17 protein-coding genes are annotated in these 18,250 nt (G+C 71.5%); 15 read left to right on the forward strand and 2 right to left on the reverse strand.

Annotation, left to right across the window (positions count from 1 at the left end; all coding sequences use genetic code 11):
• The first annotated feature begins 149 nt into the window (after nucleotides 1-149).
• The 5 genes from ACSNOK_RS17470 (at nucleotide 150) to folE (ending at nucleotide 6,271) form a co-directional block, all read left to right on the forward strand.
• On the forward strand, nucleotides 150-1,277 hold the full coding sequence (locus ACSNOK_RS17470) for a zinc-dependent metalloprotease (RefSeq protein WP_436781620.1): 1,128 nt from the start codon (nucleotides 150-152) through the stop codon (nucleotides 1,275-1,277).
• Nucleotides 1,278-1,471: 194 nt separating this feature from the next.
• Nucleotides 1,472-2,500: a tRNA lysidine(34) synthetase TilS gene (tilS, locus tag ACSNOK_RS17475; protein WP_436781621.1), complete on the forward strand. Its 1,029-nt coding sequence runs from the start codon at nucleotides 1,472-1,474 to the stop codon at nucleotides 2,498-2,500.
• Between the two features lie 119 nt (nucleotides 2,501-2,619).
• On the forward strand, nucleotides 2,620-3,159 hold the full coding sequence (gene hpt / locus ACSNOK_RS17480) for a hypoxanthine phosphoribosyltransferase (RefSeq protein ID WP_004940393.1): 540 nt from the start codon (nucleotides 2,620-2,622) through the stop codon (nucleotides 3,157-3,159).
• 287 nt (nucleotides 3,160-3,446) lie between these two features.
• Nucleotides 3,447-5,459 (forward strand): ATP-dependent zinc metalloprotease FtsH, encoded by a 2,013-nt coding sequence (ftsH, locus tag ACSNOK_RS17485; RefSeq protein ID WP_436781622.1) that lies wholly within the window; start codon nucleotides 3,447-3,449, stop codon nucleotides 5,457-5,459.
• A gap of 203 nt (nucleotides 5,460-5,662) precedes the next feature.
• On the forward strand, nucleotides 5,663-6,271 hold the full coding sequence (gene folE, locus ACSNOK_RS17490; protein ID WP_436781623.1) for a GTP cyclohydrolase I FolE: 609 nt from the start codon (nucleotides 5,663-5,665) through the stop codon (nucleotides 6,269-6,271).
• Nucleotides 6,272-6,337: 66 nt separating this feature from the next.
• On the opposite strand, the gene ACSNOK_RS17495 is transcribed toward folE, so the two are convergent.
• Complete coding sequence (locus ACSNOK_RS17495) at nucleotides 6,338-7,450, reverse strand: alpha/beta hydrolase (protein ID WP_436781624.1); 1,113 nt, start codon at nucleotides 7,448-7,450, stop codon at nucleotides 6,338-6,340.
• A gap of 170 nt (nucleotides 7,451-7,620) precedes the next feature.
• Here ACSNOK_RS17495 and ACSNOK_RS17500 point away from each other — a divergent pair, with 170 nt between their 5' ends.
• From ACSNOK_RS17500 to ACSNOK_RS17525, 6 genes are all read left to right on the forward strand, one after another.
• Nucleotides 7,621-9,474, forward strand: a complete 1,854-nt coding sequence (locus ACSNOK_RS17500) for a phosphatidylglycerol lysyltransferase domain-containing protein (RefSeq protein WP_436781625.1) — start codon at nucleotides 7,621-7,623, stop codon at nucleotides 9,472-9,474.
• Nucleotides 9,475-9,603: 129 nt separating this feature from the next.
• Nucleotides 9,604-10,491, forward strand: a complete 888-nt coding sequence (gene folP, locus ACSNOK_RS17505; protein ID WP_436781626.1) for a dihydropteroate synthase — start codon at nucleotides 9,604-9,606, stop codon at nucleotides 10,489-10,491.
• On the forward strand, nucleotides 10,488-10,997 hold the full coding sequence (locus ACSNOK_RS17510) for a nuclear transport factor 2 family protein (protein ID WP_436781627.1): 510 nt from the start codon (nucleotides 10,488-10,490) through the stop codon (nucleotides 10,995-10,997). The genes folP and ACSNOK_RS17510 overlap by 4 nt, the downstream gene beginning before the upstream one ends.
• Nucleotides 10,998-11,381: 384 nt before the next feature.
• Entirely contained in the window at nucleotides 11,382-11,741 is a 360-nt protein-coding gene (gene folB / locus ACSNOK_RS17515) for a dihydroneopterin aldolase (RefSeq protein ID WP_436781628.1), read from the forward strand.
• A complete protein-coding gene (folK, locus tag ACSNOK_RS17520) occupies nucleotides 11,738-12,331 on the forward strand; it encodes a 2-amino-4-hydroxy-6-hydroxymethyldihydropteridine diphosphokinase (protein WP_436781629.1) in 594 nt (197 codons plus the stop codon). The genes folB and folK overlap by 4 nt, the downstream gene beginning before the upstream one ends.
• Nucleotides 12,332-12,424: 93 nt before the next feature.
• On the forward strand, nucleotides 12,425-12,913 hold the full coding sequence (locus ACSNOK_RS17525; protein ID WP_436781630.1) for a DUF3180 domain-containing protein: 489 nt from the start codon (nucleotides 12,425-12,427) through the stop codon (nucleotides 12,911-12,913).
• 36 nt (nucleotides 12,914-12,949) lie between these two features.
• Here ACSNOK_RS17525 and ACSNOK_RS17530 read toward each other — a convergent pair whose 3' ends face one another.
• Complete coding sequence (locus ACSNOK_RS17530; protein ID WP_436781631.1) at nucleotides 12,950-14,128, reverse strand: ABC transporter ATP-binding protein; 1,179 nt, start codon at nucleotides 14,126-14,128, stop codon at nucleotides 12,950-12,952.
• A gap of 139 nt (nucleotides 14,129-14,267) precedes the next feature.
• Here ACSNOK_RS17530 and ACSNOK_RS17535 point away from each other — a divergent pair, with 139 nt between their 5' ends.
• From ACSNOK_RS17535 to ACSNOK_RS17550, 4 genes are all read left to right on the forward strand, one after another.
• Nucleotides 14,268-15,005, forward strand: a complete 738-nt coding sequence (locus ACSNOK_RS17535; RefSeq protein WP_436781632.1) for an ABC transporter permease — start codon at nucleotides 14,268-14,270, stop codon at nucleotides 15,003-15,005.
• On the forward strand, nucleotides 15,005-15,739 hold the full coding sequence (locus ACSNOK_RS17540; protein WP_436781633.1) for an ABC transporter permease: 735 nt from the start codon (nucleotides 15,005-15,007) through the stop codon (nucleotides 15,737-15,739). The genes ACSNOK_RS17535 and ACSNOK_RS17540 overlap by 1 nt, the downstream gene beginning before the upstream one ends.
• Nucleotides 15,740-15,863: 124 nt before the next feature.
• On the forward strand, nucleotides 15,864-16,850 hold the full coding sequence (locus ACSNOK_RS17545; protein ID WP_436781634.1) for an ABC transporter substrate-binding protein: 987 nt from the start codon (nucleotides 15,864-15,866) through the stop codon (nucleotides 16,848-16,850).
• A gap of 127 nt (nucleotides 16,851-16,977) precedes the next feature.
• Nucleotides 16,978-18,132 carry a hypothetical protein gene (locus ACSNOK_RS17550; RefSeq protein ID WP_436781635.1) on the forward strand — a complete coding sequence of 385 codons (1,155 nt, stop codon included), beginning with the start codon at nucleotides 16,978-16,980 and terminating at the stop codon, nucleotides 18,130-18,132.
• The last annotated feature ends 118 nt before the right edge of the window (nucleotides 18,133-18,250 follow it).

Genomic DNA, 18,250 nt, shown 5'->3' on the forward strand with positions numbered 1-18,250 from the left:
ATCACTCAGCCCGTCCGGCGTTTGAGGACAACCGCGCGGAGCGCGGTTTCGGGGGTCTGGGGGCTGGCCCCCAGGAAACGGCGAAGGGGAGGGACCGGGGCACCCACCGCCCCCCTCCGCAACCGCGCCGCACCACGTACCGTGAACCCATGACGAGCATCGGTGGTGCGGAGATGGTCGACTGGAAGCTCGCGGTGGCGACCGCGACGCGGCTCGTGCGGCCGGGGCCGGAGGTCAGCCGGGACGAGGCCCGCGCGGTGGTCGCGGAGTTGCGGCGGCACGCCAAGGCGTCGGAGGAGCACGTCCGGGAGTTCACCGGGATGACGCCGTCGGGCGCCGGATCGGACACCCCGGTGCTGGTGGTGGACCGGGCGGGCTGGATCCGGGCGAACGTCGCCGGGTTCCGGGCGGTGCTCGGGCCGCTGCTGGAGAAGATGGAGAAGCGCCGGGGCGGCCTGCCGGGCGGTGCCGTGCTCGGGGCGGTCGGCGGCAAGGTCACCGGCGTGGAGCTGGGCATGCTGCTGTCGTTCCTGGCCTCGCGGGTGCTGGGCCAGTACGAGACGTTCGCCCCGGCCACCCGGGACCTGCCGGGCGGGGCCGGCGGCGGCCGGCTGCTCCTGGTGGCGCCGAACATCGTGCACGTGGAGCGCGAACTGGAGGTCGACCCGCACGACTTCCGGCTGTGGGTGTGCCTGCACGAGGAGACGCACCGTACGCAGTTCACGGGTGTGCCGTGGCTGCGTGACCACATCGAGGGCGAGGTCCAGGCGTTCCTCGCCGAGACCGACATCGACCCGGCCACCCTGCTGGAGCGGCTGCGCGAGGCCCTCCAGTCGCTGGCCGGCGGGCGCCCTCCGGAGGACGGTGAGGAGCGGGGCGGGCGCAGCATCGTCGAGCTGGTGCAGACCCCGGCCCAGCGGGAGGTCCTGGCGCGGCTGACGGCGGTGATGTCCCTGCTGGAGGGGCACGCGGACTACGTCATGGACGGGGTGGGCCCGCGGGTCGTGCCGTCCGTCACCGAGATCCGCGAGAAGTTCCAGCAGCGGCGGGCCAGCGGCGCGGGCCGGCTGGACCAGGCGCTGCGCAAGCTGCTGGGACTGGACGCCAAGCTGCGGCAGTACCGTGATGGCGAGCGGTTCGTCCGGGCGGTGGTGGACCAGGTCGGCATGGAGGGCTTCAACAGGGTCTGGACCTCGCCGAACACCCTGCCGACCAAGGCCGAGATCGCCAAACCGGCGGACTGGGTCGCGCGGGTGCACAGCCGCACCGACGGGTGAGGGCGTCGCGCCCCTGACGGACGAACGCTCCCGTAATCACCCGTCCGAGGGACCGTGTGCCAGGGGTGGGCGTGCGATGCTCGGGTAAAGGCTCGTCTCTGTCACCATCTACGCACACAGCGTGACGGCGCAGCCCGCACGTCCCCACAACCCCTTCCCGTCAGCTCCTCGTTGGAACGATTGGACACTCGGACATGGGTCCACACCCCGCGGTCGCGGCGATACGCCTGGCGGTCCGCCGCGTTCTCCACGACGTCCTCACCCTCGCTCCGTCCGAAACCGCAACCGCGAGCGCCTCCGGCGGCTCCAGGCCCCCGCTCGTCCTGGCCGCCTGTTCCGGCGGCGCCGACTCCATGGCGCTCGCCTCCGCCCTCGCCTTCGAGGCCCCCCGGCTCGGCCTCCGCGCCGGCGGCGTCACCGTCGACCACGGCCTCCAGGAGGGCTCCGACCTCCGCGCCGCCGAGGTGGTCAGCCGCCTCCTCGCGCTCGGCCTCGACCCCGTCGAGGCGCTCCCCGTGACTGTCGGCCGGGAGGGTGGCCCCGAGGCCGCCGCCCGCGACGCCCGCTACGCCGCCCTGGACGAGGCCGCCGAACGCCACGGCGCCGCGGCCGTGCTCCTCGGCCACACCCGGGACGACCAGGCCGAGACCGTGCTCCTGGGGCTGGCCCGCGGCTCCGGCACCCGCTCGCTGTCCGGGATGGCCGTGGCCTCCGGTGTCGGGGGCCGCTACCGCCGGCCGTTCCTGGGGCTCGACCGGCAGACCGCCCGCAAGGCGTGCATGGTGCAGTCGCTCCCGGTCTGGGACGACCCGCACAACACCGACCCGGCCTACACCCGCTCCCGGGTCCGCCACGAGGCCCTGCCGGTCCTGGAGAAGGCGCTCGGCAAGGGCGTCGTCGAGGCCCTGGCCCGGACCGCGCAGCTCTCCCGGGACGACGCGGACGCCCTCGACTCCTGGGCCGTCGCCGTGGAGCCGTCCGTCCGGGACGACACGGGCGCCCTGGAGGTCGCCAAGCTCTACGCCCTGCCCCCCGCCGTCCGCCGCCGGGTGCTGCGCCGTGCCGCCATCGAGGCCGGTTCCCCGGCCGGTTCGCTCTTCGCCCGGCACATCGAGGAGGTCGACCGGCTGATCACCGGCTGGCGCGGTCAGCGGGCCATCAACCTCCCCGGGCGCGTCGCGGTCCACCGGCATGGTGGCAGACTGGTCCTTCGGCAGGGCTGAATCGAACGGACCGTGAGTGACCGCGGGCAGGCCCGGCCGGACCCTGGCCGGGCGGCAGGCGCCCGGACGGCCGGATGAGCCCCAATCGAACGAGAGTGGCGCGGGTGGACGAGAAGGACATGGGCACCGACCTCAAGTCGGTGCTCATCACCAAGGAAGAGATCGACGCGAAGCTGGCCGAGCTGGCCGCGAAGATCGACGCGGAGTACGCGGGCAAGGACCTGCTCATCGTCGGTGTCCTCAAGGGTGCCGTGATGGTGATGGCGGACCTGGCGCGCGCGCTGTCCAACCCCGTCACCATGGACTGGATGGCCGTGTCCTCCTACGGCGCGGGCACCCAGTCCTCGGGCGTGGTCCGCATCCTCAAGGACCTCGACACCGACATCAAGGGCAAGCACGTCCTGATCGTCGAGGACATCATCGACTCCGGTCTGACGCTGTCCTGGCTGCTGTCGAACCTCGGCTCGCGCGAGCCGGCGTCCCTCAACGTCGTCACCCTGCTGCGCAAGCCGGAGGCGGCCAAGGTCGCCATCGACGTGAAGTGGGTCGGTTTCGACATCCCGAACGAGTTCGTCGTCGGTTACGGCCTCGACTTCGCGGAGAAGTACCGCAACCTGCCCTTCGTGGGCACCCTCGCGCCGCACGTCTACGGCGGCTGACCCTCCCCGACCTGGGAGGACGGTATTGCCCCCGGAGCGCCCGGCGATTGCCGGGCCACCGGGAACCCCTCGCGGTTTTCCGCCGTTGGAGGAGGGGAAGACGGATTTGTTGACCGTCTGCGGCGGCGTCGGGTGACAATGCTGGGGTACCGTCCGAAGGTCAGTCTTTTCAAGTTCTTTAGCAAGCACTGCAAGGTCGAGCAGAACACCGTACGCACAGGCACCCCGATCGAGGGGCACCGTGCCTCACTGTGGCAGGAGGGACGGGGCGCTCGCGCCCCGTATGGATGGACGTGAAGCGCTACTTCCGTGGGCCGGTCATGTGGATCGTGCTGGCCGTCCTCGCCGTGGTCGTGTTGATGCAGGTCGTCGGCTCGTCCGGCGGCTACAAGTCGGTGGACACCAGTCAGGTCGTCGCGGCCATCCGTGACGACAGGGTGAAATCGGCCGAGCTGACCACGGGCGACGAAAACAAGATCAAGGTCGAGCTCAAGAGCGGCCAGAAGATCAAGGGCAGCAGCAAGGTCCAGGCGAACTACATCGGCGACCAGGGCGTCCAGCTGTCCAAGATGCTGCAGGACGCGGTCGACCAGAAGAACAAGGACGTCCTGCCCGAGGGCTACAACGTGGCGACGTCCAAGCAGAACCCCTTCATCGGGGTGCTGCTGTCCCTGCTGCCCTTCGTTCTCATCGTCGTCGTCTTCCTGTTCCTGATGAATCAGATGCAGGGCGGCGGCTCCCGGGTGATGAACTTCGGGAAGTCCAAGGCCAAGCTGATCACCAAGGACACGCCGAAGACCACCTTCGCCGACGTGGCCGGGTCCGACGAGGCCGTCGAGGAGCTCCACGAGATCAAGGAGTTCCTCCAGGAGCCGGCCAAGTTCCAGGCCGTGGGCGCCAAGATCCCCAAGGGCGTGCTGCTCTACGGCCCGCCCGGCACCGGCAAGACGCTGCTGGCGCGTGCCGTCGCGGGTGAGGCCGGCGTCCCGTTCTACTCGATCTCCGGTTCCGACTTCGTCGAGATGTTCGTCGGTGTCGGTGCCTCCCGGGTCCGTGACCTGTTCGAGCAGGCCAAGGCCAACGCCCCGGCCATCGTCTTCGTCGACGAGATCGACGCCGTCGGCCGGCACCGCGGCGCGGGCCTCGGCGGCGGCCACGACGAGCGCGAGCAGACGCTCAACCAGCTGCTCGTCGAGATGGACGGCTTCGACGTCAAGGGCGGCGTCATCCTGATCGCGGCCACCAACCGGCCCGACATCCTCGACCCCGCGCTGCTCCGCCCGGGCCGCTTCGACCGGCAGATCGCCGTCGACCGCCCCGACATGCAGGGCCGCCTGGAGATCCTCAAGGTCCACCAGAAGGGCAAGCCGGTCGCCCCGGACGTCGACCTCGCGGCCGTCGCCCGCCGTACCCCCGGCTTCACCGGTGCCGATCTCTCCAACGTGCTGAACGAGGCCGCCCTGCTGACGGCCCGCAGCGACAAGAAGCTGATCGACAACCACATGCTGGACGAGGCGATCGACCGCGTCGTGGCCGGCCCGCAGAAGCGGACCCGGATCATGAGCGACAAGGAGAAGAAGATCACCGCGTACCACGAGGGCGGTCACGCCCTGGTCGCGGCGGCTTCGCCCAACTCCGACCCGGTCCACAAGATCACGATCCTGTCCCGGGGCCGCGCGCTCGGCTACACCATGGTGCTGCCGGACGAGGACAAGTACTCGACCACGCGCAACGAGATGCTCGACCAGCTGGCCTACATGCTGGGCGGCCGCGCGGCCGAGGAGCTCGTCTTCCACGACCCGACCACGGGCGCCGCGAACGACATCGAGAAGGCCACCGCCACGGCCCGCGCGATGGTCACCCAGTACGGCATGACCGAGCGGCTCGGCGCGATCAAGTTCGGCTCCGACAACTCCGAGCCCTTCCTGGGCCGCGAGATGTCGCACCAGCGGGACTACTCGGAAGAGGTCGCCGCGCTGGTCGACGAAGAGGTCAAGAAGCTGATCGAGACCGCGCACAACGAGGCGTGGGAGATCCTGGTCGAGAACCGCGACATCCTCGACAACCTGGTTCTGGCCCTCCTGGAGAAGGAGACGCTGAACAAGGAGGAGATCGCCGAGATCTTCAAGCACGTCGTGAAGCGCCCGGCCCGCCCGGCGTGGACCGGCTCCTCGCGCCGTACGCCGTCCAGCCGCCCGCCGGTGCTCTCCCCCAAGGAGCTCGCCCCGAGCAGCAACGGTGCCGCCGGTGCCACCGGCGTCGACTCGGTGGATCTGCCGGAGGACATCCGCCCGGAGTGAGCGGAGTTTCAGGGCCGGTCCCAGGGTCGGACTCAGTGCCGGTCCCAGGGCCGGTCTCAGGGCCGGAATGGATGCCGCGTCTCCCAGGTTCTAGCCTGGGGGCGCGGCATTCGCGCATGTGCGCGCTCCTCCGGTCGGGTGAACCGCCGAGTGGACGGGGGAGGGCCGCCGAACGGCGCGTACGCACGAGAGAACGAGGCAACATGATCGATCCGGTGACCCTGGACGGCGAACGAGCCATCGGGCCGTTCGACGAGAAGCGGGCCGAGCAGGCCGTCCGCGAGCTGCTCATCGCCGTCGGCGAGGACCCGGACCGCGAGGGGCTGCGGGAGACCCCCGCCCGCGTGGCACGCGCCTACAAGGAGATATTCGCGGGCCTGCGGCAGGAGCCGGCCGACGTGCTGACCACCACCTTCGACCTCGGTCACGACGAGATGGTGCTGGTCCGCGACATCGAGGTCTACAGCACCTGCGAGCACCACCTCGTCCCGTTCCACGGCGTGGCGCACATCGGCTACATCCCCGCGACCAGCGGGAAGATCACCGGGCTGTCGAAGCTGGCCCGGCTGGTGGACGTCTACGCCCGCCGCCCGCAGGTCCAGGAGCGGCTCACCACGCAGATCGCGGACTCGCTGGTGGAGATCCTGGAGGCGCGGGGCGTCGTCGTGGTGATCGAGTGCGAGCACATGTGCATGTCGATGCGGGGCATCCGCAAGCCCGGCGCGAAGACGATCACGTCCGCGGTGCGGGGCCAGCTGCGGGACCCGGCGTCCCGGGCGGAGGCGATGAGCCTCATCATGTCGGGCCGCTGAGCCGCCGGCTCCGGAAACACGAAGGCCGCCCGTGGTGGTGCGGGCGGCCCGGGGAGTCGACGCGCGTCACGCGCTGAGGCGGCTGCCCATCCACTGCAGGGTGCCGGGGATCTCACGGCGCCAGGTGTTGAAGTTGTGACCGCCGCTCTCCAGGATCATCGAGGAGACCCGGGTGGGGTGCTTGGCGGCGAGGTCGATGAACTTCATCGTGTCCTTGTAGTTGTGCTCGCCCTGCTTGCTGCTGGTCACCAGCATCGAGATCTTGGGCAGCGGCTTGTGCTTCAGCCGCCAGATCAGGTTGTTCTCCTGCTCCAGCTTCTTGCTGCCGCCGAAGAGCGAACCGGTGGTGGGGTCCTGGGGGGCCTTGTAGTAACCGGACAGCGAGGCGGCGGCGCCGTACGCCTCCGGGTGGCGCATGGCGAGCTTCAGCGCGCAGTAGCCGCCGGTCGAGTCGCCGATCATGCCCCAGTTGGCGGCCTTGGTGCCGATCCGGTACTGCTGGGAGAGCGCCTTGCGCAGGTCCTTGGTGAAGAAGGTCTCGGTCTGGGGGCCGTCGGGTATGTCCATGCACTCCGTATCCCGGGGCGGGGCGACGGTCGGCCGCATCATCACCAGGATGGTGGGCTGCATCTTCTTGTCCTTGGCCAGCTTGTGCGCCGTCTGGGGGTAGTGCAGGCCCTTGATCAGCGCCTCGGCGGTGCCCGGGTAGCCGGTCAGCACGACGGAGGCCGGGAAGGTGCGCTGGGCGAACGCGGGCTGGAAGTACTCCGGCGGCAGGTACACATAGGCCGGGCTGGCGATCCGCGACTCGGGGCCCTGGATGTTCACCTTCTCGATCCGGCCGGCGACCCGGGGCACCGAGGCCCGGGGCACGTTCACCTGCTGGGTGCCCACCACCTGCACCCGGTGGGCGCCGGAGCTGTGGTCGACCACGACGCCCTGGTCCTGCTCCTGGCCGAACAGGTCGGCCCAGGAGGCGTAGAAGCCGAAGGAGTAGTTCGCGTAGAGGCCGATGGCGGCGAACAGGCTCAGCTGGGTGACGAGCAGCATGCCGACGCGGCCGAGGATGGAGCCCACGCTCCGCTTGCCGAGCCGCGGCCAGAGCCAGACGGTCAGCGCGAAGAGCACGACCGCCAGCACAGCGGCCAACAGCAGGACTGTCTTGCTGGTGAGACCCATGAGGTGCTTTCTGCCGAGCGACCCGGCCCCGGGTCGCGGAATGGTTACTTCTATCCGGGCCCGCCGGCGGCGGAACCTCCGCCCCGAAACCGTCGTCCTACAGGGCGCACATTGTCCGGAGCGGTACGGCCAGATGCCGTATGCCCACTCGACATGGACGACGGGAAGAGATGTCTGTCAGGGAAGATGGCAAAAAGTCCGATGAGGTTCCTTCGGGTCCGAAGTGGCTGTCGGTGCTTGCCCGCATGGCCAAGGGGCCTCGGCCGGAGCGTGTTCCGGCCGTCGTAGGCACGGTCGCGGCGGTCATCGGTCTGATGGACATCGTCGCCGGCGTCATCCCGCGGTTCCGCTTCAGCAAGATTCACACGCTGGCCGAGGTTCTGCCCGGCGCGGTGACCCAACTGGCCGCCGCCGCGTCGATCGTCGTCGGCATCCTGCTGCTGATGCTCGCCCACGGCCTCAAGCGCGCGAAGTCGCGTGCCTGGTGGGCCGCCGTCGTCGTGCTGCCGGTGGGCGCCGCCGCCCACCTGATCTACCGGCACTCCATCGTCGGCGCCGTCTTCTCGCTGCTGCTCTTCGCCTACCTGGTGCGGCACCGGAACGCGTTCACCGCGCTGCCCGACCCGCGCAGCCGCTGGAAGGCGCTGGCCAACTTCATCCTCATGGGCGGCGCCAGCGTCGCCCTCGGCTGGGTGATCGTCGGCTCGCACCCGGACCAGATGGTCGGCGACCCGCCGGTCACCGAGCAGATCGAGCACGTCCTGTGGGGCCTCTTCGGCTTCGAGGGCTCGATCCGCTACACCGGCGGCGTCGACTACGTCGTCGGCTACTCCCTCGGCGCCCTCGGCCTGCTGACCGTCGCCACCACCGCGTTCCTGGCCTTCCGGCCGGAGTACCCGGCGGCCGTCCTCACCGAGGAGGACGAGGACCGGCTGCGCGAGCTGCTCGCCAAGCACGGTGACCGCGACTCCCTCGGCCACTTCGCGCTCCGCCGCGACAAGAGCGTCGTCTTCTCCCCGTCCGGCAAGGCCGCCGTCTCCTACCGCGTGGTCTCCGGCGTCATGCTGGCCAGCGGCGACCCGATCGGCGACGTCGAGGCGTGGCCGGGCGCGATCGAGAAGTTCATGGAGCTGGCCAAGCGCCACTCCTGGACCCCCGCCGTCAACGGGTGCAGTGAGACCGGCGGCGAGGTCTGGACCCGCGAGACCGGTCTGGACGCCCTGGAGATGGGCGACGAGGCCATCGTCGAGGTCGCCGACTTCAGCCTCAGCGGCCGGGCCATGCGCAACGTCCGCCAGATGGTCAAGCGCATCGAGCGCAACGGCTACACCACCAAGGTCCGCCGCGTCGGCGACCTGAGCCCCGAGGAGCTCGCGGTGGTCCAGAAGGCCGCCAACGCCTGGCGCGACACCGAGGAGGAGCGCGGCTTCTCCATGGCGCTGGGCCGGATCGGCGACCCGAAGGACCTGGACGCGATCATCGCCACCGCCCACAAGGACGTCGAAGAGGGCGAGACGGCGCCCTTCGGCGACCTGCGGGCCATGCAGCACTACGTGCCGTGGGGCAAGGACGGCAGCTCCCTGGAGCTGATGCGCCGCGACCGCAGCGCCGACCCGGGCATGAACGAGCTGCTGATCGTCGCCTTCCTCCAGGCCGCGCCCGAGCTGAAGATCAAGCGCCTGTCGCTGAACTTCGCGTTCTTCCGCTCGGCCCTGGAGCGCGGCAGCAAGCTGGGCGCCGGTCCGGTGGTCCGGATCCAGCGCGGCGTGCTGATCTTCCTGTCGCGCTGGTTCCAGATCGAGTCGCTGTACAAGTTCAACGAGAAGTTCCGGCCGCGCTGGGAGCCGCGCTTCATCGTCTTCCCGAACAGCCGCGACCTGCCGCGCATCGGCTTCGCGATGATGCAGGCGGAGGGCTTCCTGGAGCTGCCGCGACTGCTGCGCCGCCGCCCGGCGCCGCCCAAGCCGAGCTTCGTCGACGACGACGCGGGCGTGGAGCAGGCGGAGGTCACGCGCGCCGCGTGAGTCGTGCCCCGGCCCCTGAGAGATCCCTGAAACACCCCTGAGAGCCCTCCCCGGAACCGCTTCCGGGGAGGGCTCTCGCCGTGTCGGCCGGTCGTCGCCGCTCCCGGCCCACGGCCTACGCTGGTGGGCATGAGTACCTTGCACGCTCGTATCGGGCCCGTCGGTCTGCCGCGGTGGGACCGCTGTGCGGTGATGGGCGTGGTCAACGTGACGCCCGACTCGTTCTCCGACGGGGGCCGCTGGTTCGACCCCGCCGAGGCGGTCAAGCGGGGCCTGGACCTCGTCGCCGGTGGCGCCGACCTGGTCGACGTGGGCGGCGAGTCCACCCGGCCGGGTGCCCTGCGGGTGGACGAGGCCGAGGAGCGGCGCCGGGTGGTCCCGGTCGTGCGGGAGCTGGCCGGCGAGGGCGTCGTGGTCTCGGTGGACACGATGCGGGCCTCGGTCGCGGAGGCCGCCCTGGAGGCCGGTGCGGGGCTGGTCAACGATGTGAGCGGCGGGCTCGCCGACCCGGCGATGGTCCCGATGGCGGCACAGGCCCGGGTGCCGTTCGTGGTGATGCACTGGCGCGGCTTCAGCGAGGACATGAACAGCCGGGCGGTCTACGACGACGTGGTCGGCGAGGTGATCGACGAGCTGCGGCGGCGGGTGGACGCGGTGGTCGCGGGCGGCGTCGAGCCGGAGCGGCTGGTGGTCGACCCGGGGCTGGGCTTCGCCAAGAACGCCGGGCACGACCTGGCCCTGGTCGCCCGGCTGGACCGGCTGCGGTCGGAGCTGGGGCTGCCGCTGCTGGTCGCGGCCTCCCGCAAGCGCTTCCTCGGCCGGGTGCTGGCGGGCCCGGACGGAACGCCGCCGCCGGCCCGCGAACGGGACGCGGCGACCGCCGCGGTCTCGGTGCTGGCCGCGCGCGAGGGCGCGTGGGCGGTGCGCGTGCACGAGGTGGGCGCGAGCGCGGACGCCGTGCGCGTGGTGAGCGCCGTGGACGCCGCGCGCACCGGAGCCCCTGAGGGGGCGGTGTGAGCTCGGCGCGGACGGACGCCGAGCGGGTCGAGCTCGCCAACACGGCCCTGTACGAGGCGGTGGAGCGCGGCGACACCGAGGCCATGCAGCGGATGTGGCTGGACGACCCCGGTACCGAGGTCTCGTGTGTGCACCCCGGCTGGCCGGTGCTGCGCGGTCGGGGTGAGGTGCTCCGCTCGTACGCCCTGATCATGGCGAGCACCGATTACATCCAGTTCTTCCTGACCGATGTCGAGGTGTCGGTGGCCGGTGACACGGCCCTGGTGACCTGCACCGAGAACATCCTCAGCGGGGCGCCGGCGGAGTCCGAGGGCGAGCTGGGGCCGCTCGTGGGCCAGCTCGTCGTGGCGACCAACGCGTTCCGCCGGGTGGGGTCGGAGTGGAAGGTGTGGTCGCACCACGGTTCGCCGGTGCTGGCGGGCCGGGACGACGAGGAGTACGGGGAGCGCGAGGAGGGTCCGGAGGACCTGGACGGCGGCTCCGGGCCGGTGGGGCCGCTCGGCTGACCGGCCCCGGGGGCGCGGCCGTGTTCGAGCCGGAGGCCGGAGGCGCCGGGGGCCGCTTCCCGTGGCACGCGGGGGCCGGCGCGTCATCGCCGTGCGTCAGTGTGATGGATCCGTGACCACTCGTTCGAGCTGCTTCCCGGGCGGGTATGGGTGCTCGTACACCGGCCGGGGAACGCGGGGGACGCCGGTGACCAGCATCACAGCGGTCTCCGGGCCGGAGTACCCGCGGCCGGACGCTGTCGGTGCTCGCAGGTAGATTCGACGTTGGGTATCCCGGTCGAAGGCCGGGGACGGGTGACGATCCGGCCGCCGCCGGGCGTCCCTCCCCCGTGGTCGCGAGGGCACGGGAGTACCCGTCACCGACGACCAGCAGGAGTGATTCGTGTGGACCGTGTCGCGCTGCGCGGCTTGAAGGCTCGCGGGCACCATGGGGTCTTCCCCCGAGAACGCGAGGAAGGCCAGACCTTCGTCGTGGATCTCGTGCTGAGCCTGGACACCCGGCCCGCCGCGGCCGACGACGACCTCACGAAGACCGTCCACTACGGCATCGTGGCCGAGGAGGTCGTGGCCGTCGTGCAGGGCGAGCCGGTCGACCTCATCGAGACCCTCGCCGAGCGGATCGCCGAGCAGTGTCTGAAGCACGAGCCGGTGCGGGAGGTCGAGGTGGTCGTGCACAAGCCGGACGCCCCGATCACCGTGCCCTTCGACGACGTGACCGTAACGATCACCCGGAGCCGAGTATGAGCAGCAGCGACCCGACCGTGCAGCCGGTGCCCGCCTCCGTGGTGGAGCAGGTGGACGCCGCCGACGTGACCCTGAGCAACCCGCAGTGGGCCGTGCTGTCGCTCGGCAGCAACCTGGGCAACCGCCTGGAGACGCTGCAGGGGGCCGTCGACGCCCTGGAGGACACGCCCGGCCTTCGGGTCAAGGCCGTCTCCCCGGTCTACGAGACCGAGCCCTGGGGCGTCGAGCCCGGCTCGCAGCCGGCCTACTTCAACGCGGTGGTGCTGGTGAAGACCACCCTCCCGCCGGCCTCGCTGCTGGAGCGCGGGCACGCCATCGAGGAGGCGTTCGAGCGGGTGCGCGACGAGCGCTGGGGGCCGCGGACCATCGACGTGGACATCGTCACCTACCAGGACGTGATCTCCGACGATCCGCTGCTGACGCTTCCGCACCCGCGCGCCCACGAGCGTGCCTTCGTGCTGGTTCCGTGGTACGACGTGGATCCGGAGGCCATTGTTCCAGGACGTGGGCCGGTCGCCGACCTGCTGGCCGGGCTCGCCCGCGAGGGCGTACGGCCTCGGGTGGACCTGGAACTCCGGCTGCCCGAGTAACCGTTGGGCGGTTGCCGGCAGGACCGGCGCGGCCGGTACGGCCGGCCGGCAGGTGATGTGTACGGATGACGACGACGAGGGGCTGACGGCTCGGTGAAGCAACTTCGGATCGGGGTGCTGCTCGGCCTGTTCGCCGCGGCCGGGGTGCTGTCCTGGGCCGGTGCCCGGCTCTGGAACGCCTTCGACACGCTGCCCAGCGTGCCGGTCGCGGCGCCGATCGTGCTGGCCGTGATCGCCGTCGTGCTCTTCTCGACGGCCCTCTCGCTCCGGGCGCGGCTGCGCGCCCAGCGGGAGCGGCGTCCCGGCGCCAAGGGTGTCGACCCGCTGCTGGCGGCCCGGGCCGTGGTGTTCGGCCAGGCCAGCGCCCTCGTCGCGGCGCTGGTCTCCGGCGCGTACGGCGGGGTGGGGGTCTTCCTGCTGTTGGACGGCATGGAGACCGACGCCCGGCGGGAGCAGACGATCTACGCCGGGGCCTCGGTCCTGGCCGGGGCCTGTGTGGTGGCCGCGGCGTTCTTCATGGAACGGGTCTGCAAGCTGCCGGAGGACGACGACGAGGGGCCGGGGGAGGGCAAGCCCGCGTAAGGGCTCCCGTCCCGTCGCCCGGCCGGGCCCCGTCGCTCAGCTCGGTGAGGCCGTGCGCAGGTCCCCGCCGGACGGCTCCGCCCGGCCGGCCCGCCGCTCGTCGTCCCCGACCGAGCGGCGCAGGGCTCCGTGCAGGCTCGTCGGGGTGAGCACGCCGAGGAAGTGGTCCCTGCGGTCGCCGTCGAGCACGGCGATCCAGCCGGCGTCGTGCTGCAGCATGGTGCTGAACGCCTGCTTCAGCGAGGCACCCAGCGGCAGCCAGGCGTCCATGTGCCGGGCGTGGTCCCGCACGGTGCCGCCGTCGGCGTGGACGATCGCGTCGGCCGCCACCCAGCCGTGCAGCCGCTCGCCGTCGTCCAGGACGACCGCCCAGTCGGCGTGCTCGCCGGCGAGCACGCCCAGGGCGGCCTCCACCGGGTCGTCCAGGTGGACGACGGGAGGCTGCTCCAGGTCGCCGCGCTCGATCGGGGTGACGGAGAGCCGCTTCAGGCCGCGGTCGGGGCCGACGAAGTCGGCGACGTAGGGCGTGGCGGGGGCGCCGAGCACCACCGAGGGCGCGTCGAGCTGCTCGATGCGGCCGTGGCCGTAGACCGCGATGCGGTCTCCCAGCCGGACGGCCTCCTCGATGTCATGGGTGACGAAGAGCACGGTCTTGCGCACCTGTGACTGAAGACGCAGGAATTCGTTCTGCAGCCGCTCGCGGACGACCGGGTCGACCGCGCCGAACGGCTCGTCCATCAGGAGGACGGGCGGGTCCGCGGCGAGGGCGCGGGCGACGCCGACGCGCTGCCGCTGTCCGCCGGAGAGTTGGTCGGGGTAGCGGCCGCCGTGGACGGCGGGGTCGAGGCCGACGAGCTCCAGCAACTCGGCGGCGCGGTCGCGGGCCTTCTTCCGCTGCCAGCCGAGCAGGTGGGGCACGGTCGCGGTGTTGTCGAGCACCGTCTTGTGCGGGAACAGCCCGACCTGCTGGATCACGTATCCGATGCGCCGGCGCAGGGCGACCGGGTCGGTCTCCGCGATGTCCGCGCCGTCGAGCAGGATCCGGCCCTCGGTCGGTTCGATCAGCCGGTTGACCATCTTCATCGTGGTGGTCTTGCCGCAGCCGGACGGTCCGACGAGCGTGACCAGCTCGCCCTCCGCCACTTCGAAGGACAGGTCGTCCACGGCGGTCGTGCCATCGGCGTAGCGCTTGGTGACGTGCTCGAATCGGATCACGCCCCCCATTGTTGCCACATCCTCCCCGGTGGTGACGGGTCGGGCCCGCGGCTGTGCGACGGCCCACAGGCGATTGTCAGTGGTGGGCGTTAGGGTCGCCAGTAACCGTCGGTGAAGGCCAAGGGGGAGGTGAGCGCGCATGGCGGGGCAGGGTGGAAACTGCCTGATCGACAACGACTGGATCTGCGGCGAGTATGTGCGGACGCGGAGCCAGGAGCTCATGGACGCGACCCTGCAGCACATCGGCATCACGCTGGCGTCCGTCGGCATAGGGCTGCTCGTCGCGTTCCCGCTGGCGCTGGCGGCCCGCCGCTGGCGCGGCGTCGCGGGCCCGGTGCTCGGGCTGACCACGGTGCTCTACACGATCCCGTCGCTGGCCATGTTCTCGCTGCTGGTGCCGGTCTTCGGACTCTCGGCGGCCGTGGTGATCACCGGCCTGGTGCTCTACTCGCTGACGATCCTGGTGCGCAACATCCTGGCCGGCCTGGCCGCCGTGCCGGAGGAGGCCCGTGAGGCGGCGCGCGGCATGGGGTACGGGCCGGTGCGGATGCTGTTCGGGGTGGAGCTGCCGCTCGCCCTGCCGGCGGTGATGGCCGGGATCCGGATCGCCACCGTGTCCACGATCTCGCTGACCACCGTCGGCGCGCTCACCGGCTACGGCGGGCTGGGCAATCTGATCTACGAGGGGATGCACAGCATCTTCAAGGCCCAGGTCCTGACCGCCTCGGTGCTCTGCGTCCTGCTGGCCGTCGTCGCGGACGTCCTGCTGCTGGGGCTCCAGCGGCTGCTGACGCCCTGGACGAGGACGCCGCGGAAGCGGCGCGGCTCCGGAACGGCGCGGGCGCCGCGCGGGGAGCGGAAGAAGGCGGTGGCCTGATGGACGTCGTCACCAAGACGTGGACGTGGCTGTCCACCGGTTCGCACTGGTCCGGTCCCGACGGGGTCTGGCACCGCCTCGCCGAGCACCTGCAGTTGACCGTCGTATGCCTGGCCCTATCCTGCGCCATCGCCCTGCCCCTCGCGATCGTGCTGGGGCACACCGGCCGGGGCGGCGCGCCGGCCGTCAACCTCTCCAACGCGGGCCGGGCCGTGCCCACGTTCGCGGTGCTGGTCCTGCTGACCCTGGGCCCGCTGGGTACGTACGACTCGTGGCCCACCGTCATCGCCCTCGTCCTGTTCGCGATACCCCCGCTGCTGACCAACGCCTATGTGGGCATGCGCGAGGTGGACCGCGACGTGGTGGAGGCCGCCCGGGGGATGGGGATGTCGGCCCGGCAGGTGATCGGGCGGGTCGAACTGCCGCTGGCGATGCCGCTGGTGATGACCGGCGTACGGTCGGCCGCCGTGCAGGTGGTGGCGACGGTCTCGATCGCCGCGATGGTCGGCGGCGGCGGGCTGGGACGGATCATCACCGCGGGCTTCCGGCTGACCGACACCCCGCAGGTGGTGGCCGGCGCGCTGCTGGTGGCCGCGCTCGCCCTGCTGGTGGAAGGCGCGTTCGTGCTGCTGGAGCGGTGGCTGGGGCGCCGGCGGCGGCGGGCGGCCGCCGGTGCGGGACGGATATCCGACGCCTCGTCCGACGCTCTGCCGGCCACCGGTGGTGCGGCCTGACGCGACGGGCCGCTCGCAGGGCGGAGTCTGACGGTCCGTCAGCTGATGCAACGTCATAACGAGGATGTCCGGGCGGCCGGGAGCCGGTCGCGCCGGGCGTTCGCCGACATGGATGGAGTGCCCCATGACCAGCACCACCCCGCGCCGTACGCGGGCCGTACGCGCAGCGCTGGCGGCGGCGGGAGTCGCCGCCCTGACGGCGGGCCTGACCGCGTGCGGCGGGGACAGCCTGGAGAAGTCCGGAGGCGGTGACGGGGGATCCACCGCGTCGGGCCGCGGTTCCCTGGTGATCGGATCCGCCTCGTTCACCGAGTCGAAGGTGCTCGCGGAAATATACGCGGGCTTGTTGAAGGACGCCGGATATTCCACCTCGATCAAGACGGTGGACGCGCGGGAGCTGTATGAACCGGCGCTGGAGAAGGGACAGATCGATGTCGTCCCGGAGTACGCGGCGACGCTCGCCGAATTCCTCAACAAGAAGCAGAACGGGAAGGACGCCCCGCAGGTCGCGTCGGCGGACTCGGACACCACGCTGAAGGCGCTGCGGAAACTCGCCGAACCGCGGGGACTCAAGGTGCTGGACGCCGGCCGGGCCGTGGACCAGAACGCGTTCGCCGTGACGGCCGAGTTCGCGAGGAAACACCAGCTCAAGACGCTTTCGGACCTCGGTGCGTCGAAGGAGTCGATCAAGCTCGCGGCGGGTGACGAGTGCACCGAGCGGCCCTTCTGCAAGCCGGGCCTGGAGAAGACTTACGGCATCCGCGTCACGGGCATAGATCCCTTGGAGGTCGGCAGTACCCAGGCCAAGCAGGCGGTCAGGAACGGCAAGGACCAGATGGTCCTCACCACGACCACGGACGCCACGCTGGAACAGTTCGGTCTTGTCGTGCTCGACGACGACAAGAAACTGCAGAACTCCGACAACGTGCTGCCGGTGGTGAATGCGCGGAAGGCGGGTTCTTCGCAGGTCGTGGAAGCGCTGGGCAAACTCAACAAGGTGCTGACCACCGAGGACCTCACCGAACTCAACAAGAAGGTGGACGCCGAGCGGCTCAAGCCCGCGGATGTGGCCGCGCGCTACCTCAAGGACAAGGGGTTGGTCGGGAAGTAGCGGGGAAGTAGGGGGAACTGGGGACAAGCGGGAGCCGAGTGGGGGAACGTAGGGAACAAGTAAGATCAAGGGAACGGTTTGGTGCCGGAGTCACACTTTCGCCGCAACGCACGGTAAGTTTCTGGCCATGCCACGAGGACGCCACCGCCATTCCACATCCCTGCACCGGCTTCTTCCCTCTTCGCTGGTCGCCGCGACCTCGGTCGCCTGCGCGGCCGGAGCCTGGACGGTGGGCGAAACGGTCGTCATACGCGGCCTCGCCGCGGGTGCCGCCGTGGCGGCCGTGGTCGGCTCGGTCCTGATGCGCCGTTGGGACCGGTCGGCGGGCAAGCGGGTCGCCCAGCTCACCGCCGCGCGCGCCCGCGACGAGTGGAAGACGGACGAGCGCCTCGCCGAGCTGGAGACGGACCTGGAGGAGACTCGCCAGGCCCGCGCCCGCCTGGAGGCCAAGCTCCGTGGCAAGCGCGCCGAGCTGGCCCGGCTCCGCACCGAGCACGCCGACCTGCTGCGCCGTTACGCCACCGCCGAGACCGAGCGGGCCAGTGCGCTGGAAGGGCGGCGGCTGCTGGCGAGCGAGCGCTCCGCGCTCGGCGCCTCCGTCGACGCCTCCGGGGACGGCGACGAGAAGGCCGGAGTGCCCAAGGCCGCGCGGGCGCTGGAGTCCGCCATGCAGGCCCGCACCCTGGTCCGGTCCCGCTCCGAGGGGCAGGTCGGCGCGCGGGAGTACCGCCGGGCGGCGGACGCGCTACGGGATCTGGCGCGGAACGGGGCCGTCCAGCGGGAGGCGGAGGAGCGGGCTTCGGCGGCTGCGGCCGTGAGTGCGCCTGCCGCGCCCGCTGTGCCCGCCGCCCCCGCCGCACCTGCGGTTCCGGCTCCGGCTCCGGCTGTGCCTGCCGCGCCCGCTGCCGCCGAGCCTGCCGCCGCCGTCCCCGTGGAGGCGCCGGCCGTGCGGCCGGAGCCTGCCGTGGCGCGGGACGGCGCGCCCGCGGTCCGGTCCGAGGCGGCCGTGGCCGTGCGCGACACCCGGCCCGCCATGCCCGTGCGGCGGCCGGCGCCGCCCGTGCAGCGCCGGACCGGCGGGTTCGACTTCTTCGGGACGCAGCACCAGGCGAAGCAGGCCGCTGCCGCGGCGCAGGCGGCCGTCGAGGAGCAGGATCTCGCCGATGTCGTCGGCGAGGAGGCGTTGGCCGCCGGGCGGGGCGTCGACGAGCGGGTCATCGATCTGACGGCTCACGACGAGACCGAGCAGATCGATGTGGTGGAGCTGCGCGACGCGATCTGAGGCGCCTGCGGCGGGCTGTGCCCCGGACCCGCCCCTTCGCCGATTCCTGGGGGGCGCCCCCCAGACCCCCCGAAACCGCGCTCCGCGCGGTTGTCCTCAAACGCCGGACGGGCTGACT

It is taken from the genome of Streptomyces sp. URMC 126 (genome assembly GCF_051386555.1).
In the GTDB taxonomy this organism is placed as follows: Bacteria; Actinomycetota; Actinomycetes; order Streptomycetales; family Streptomycetaceae; genus Streptomyces.

What these genes read in the sequence shown, in the direction of transcription:
- ACSNOK_RS17470 (WP_436781620.1), top strand. Translation starts at nt 150, where the DNA reads ATGACGAGCATCGGTGGTGCGGAGATGGTCGACTGGAAGCTCGCGGTG.
- tilS (WP_436781621.1), top strand. Translation starts at nt 1,472, where the DNA reads ATGGGTCCACACCCCGCGGTCGCGGCGATACGCCTGGCGGTCCGCCGC.
- hpt (WP_004940393.1), top strand. Translation starts at nt 2,620, where the DNA reads ATGGGCACCGACCTCAAGTCGGTGCTCATCACCAAGGAAGAGATCGAC.
- ftsH (WP_436781622.1), top strand. Translation starts at nt 3,447, where the DNA reads ATGGACGTGAAGCGCTACTTCCGTGGGCCGGTCATGTGGATCGTGCTG.
- folE (WP_436781623.1), top strand. Translation starts at nt 5,663, where the DNA reads ATGATCGATCCGGTGACCCTGGACGGCGAACGAGCCATCGGGCCGTTC.
- ACSNOK_RS17495 (WP_436781624.1), bottom strand. Translation starts at nt 7,450, where the DNA reads ATGGGTCTCACCAGCAAGACAGTCCTGCTGTTGGCCGCTGTGCTGGCG.
- ACSNOK_RS17500 (WP_436781625.1), top strand. Translation starts at nt 7,621, where the DNA reads ATGTCTGTCAGGGAAGATGGCAAAAAGTCCGATGAGGTTCCTTCGGGT.
- folP (WP_436781626.1), top strand. Translation starts at nt 9,604, where the DNA reads ATGAGTACCTTGCACGCTCGTATCGGGCCCGTCGGTCTGCCGCGGTGG.
- folK (WP_436781629.1), top strand. Translation starts at nt 11,738, where the DNA reads ATGAGCAGCAGCGACCCGACCGTGCAGCCGGTGCCCGCCTCCGTGGTG.
- ACSNOK_RS17535 (WP_436781632.1), top strand. Translation starts at nt 14,268, where the DNA reads ATGGCGGGGCAGGGTGGAAACTGCCTGATCGACAACGACTGGATCTGC.
- ACSNOK_RS17540 (WP_436781633.1), top strand. Translation starts at nt 15,005, where the DNA reads ATGGACGTCGTCACCAAGACGTGGACGTGGCTGTCCACCGGTTCGCAC.
- ACSNOK_RS17545 (WP_436781634.1), top strand. Translation starts at nt 15,864, where the DNA reads ATGACCAGCACCACCCCGCGCCGTACGCGGGCCGTACGCGCAGCGCTG.
- ACSNOK_RS17550 (WP_436781635.1), top strand. Translation starts at nt 16,978, where the DNA reads ATGCCACGAGGACGCCACCGCCATTCCACATCCCTGCACCGGCTTCTT.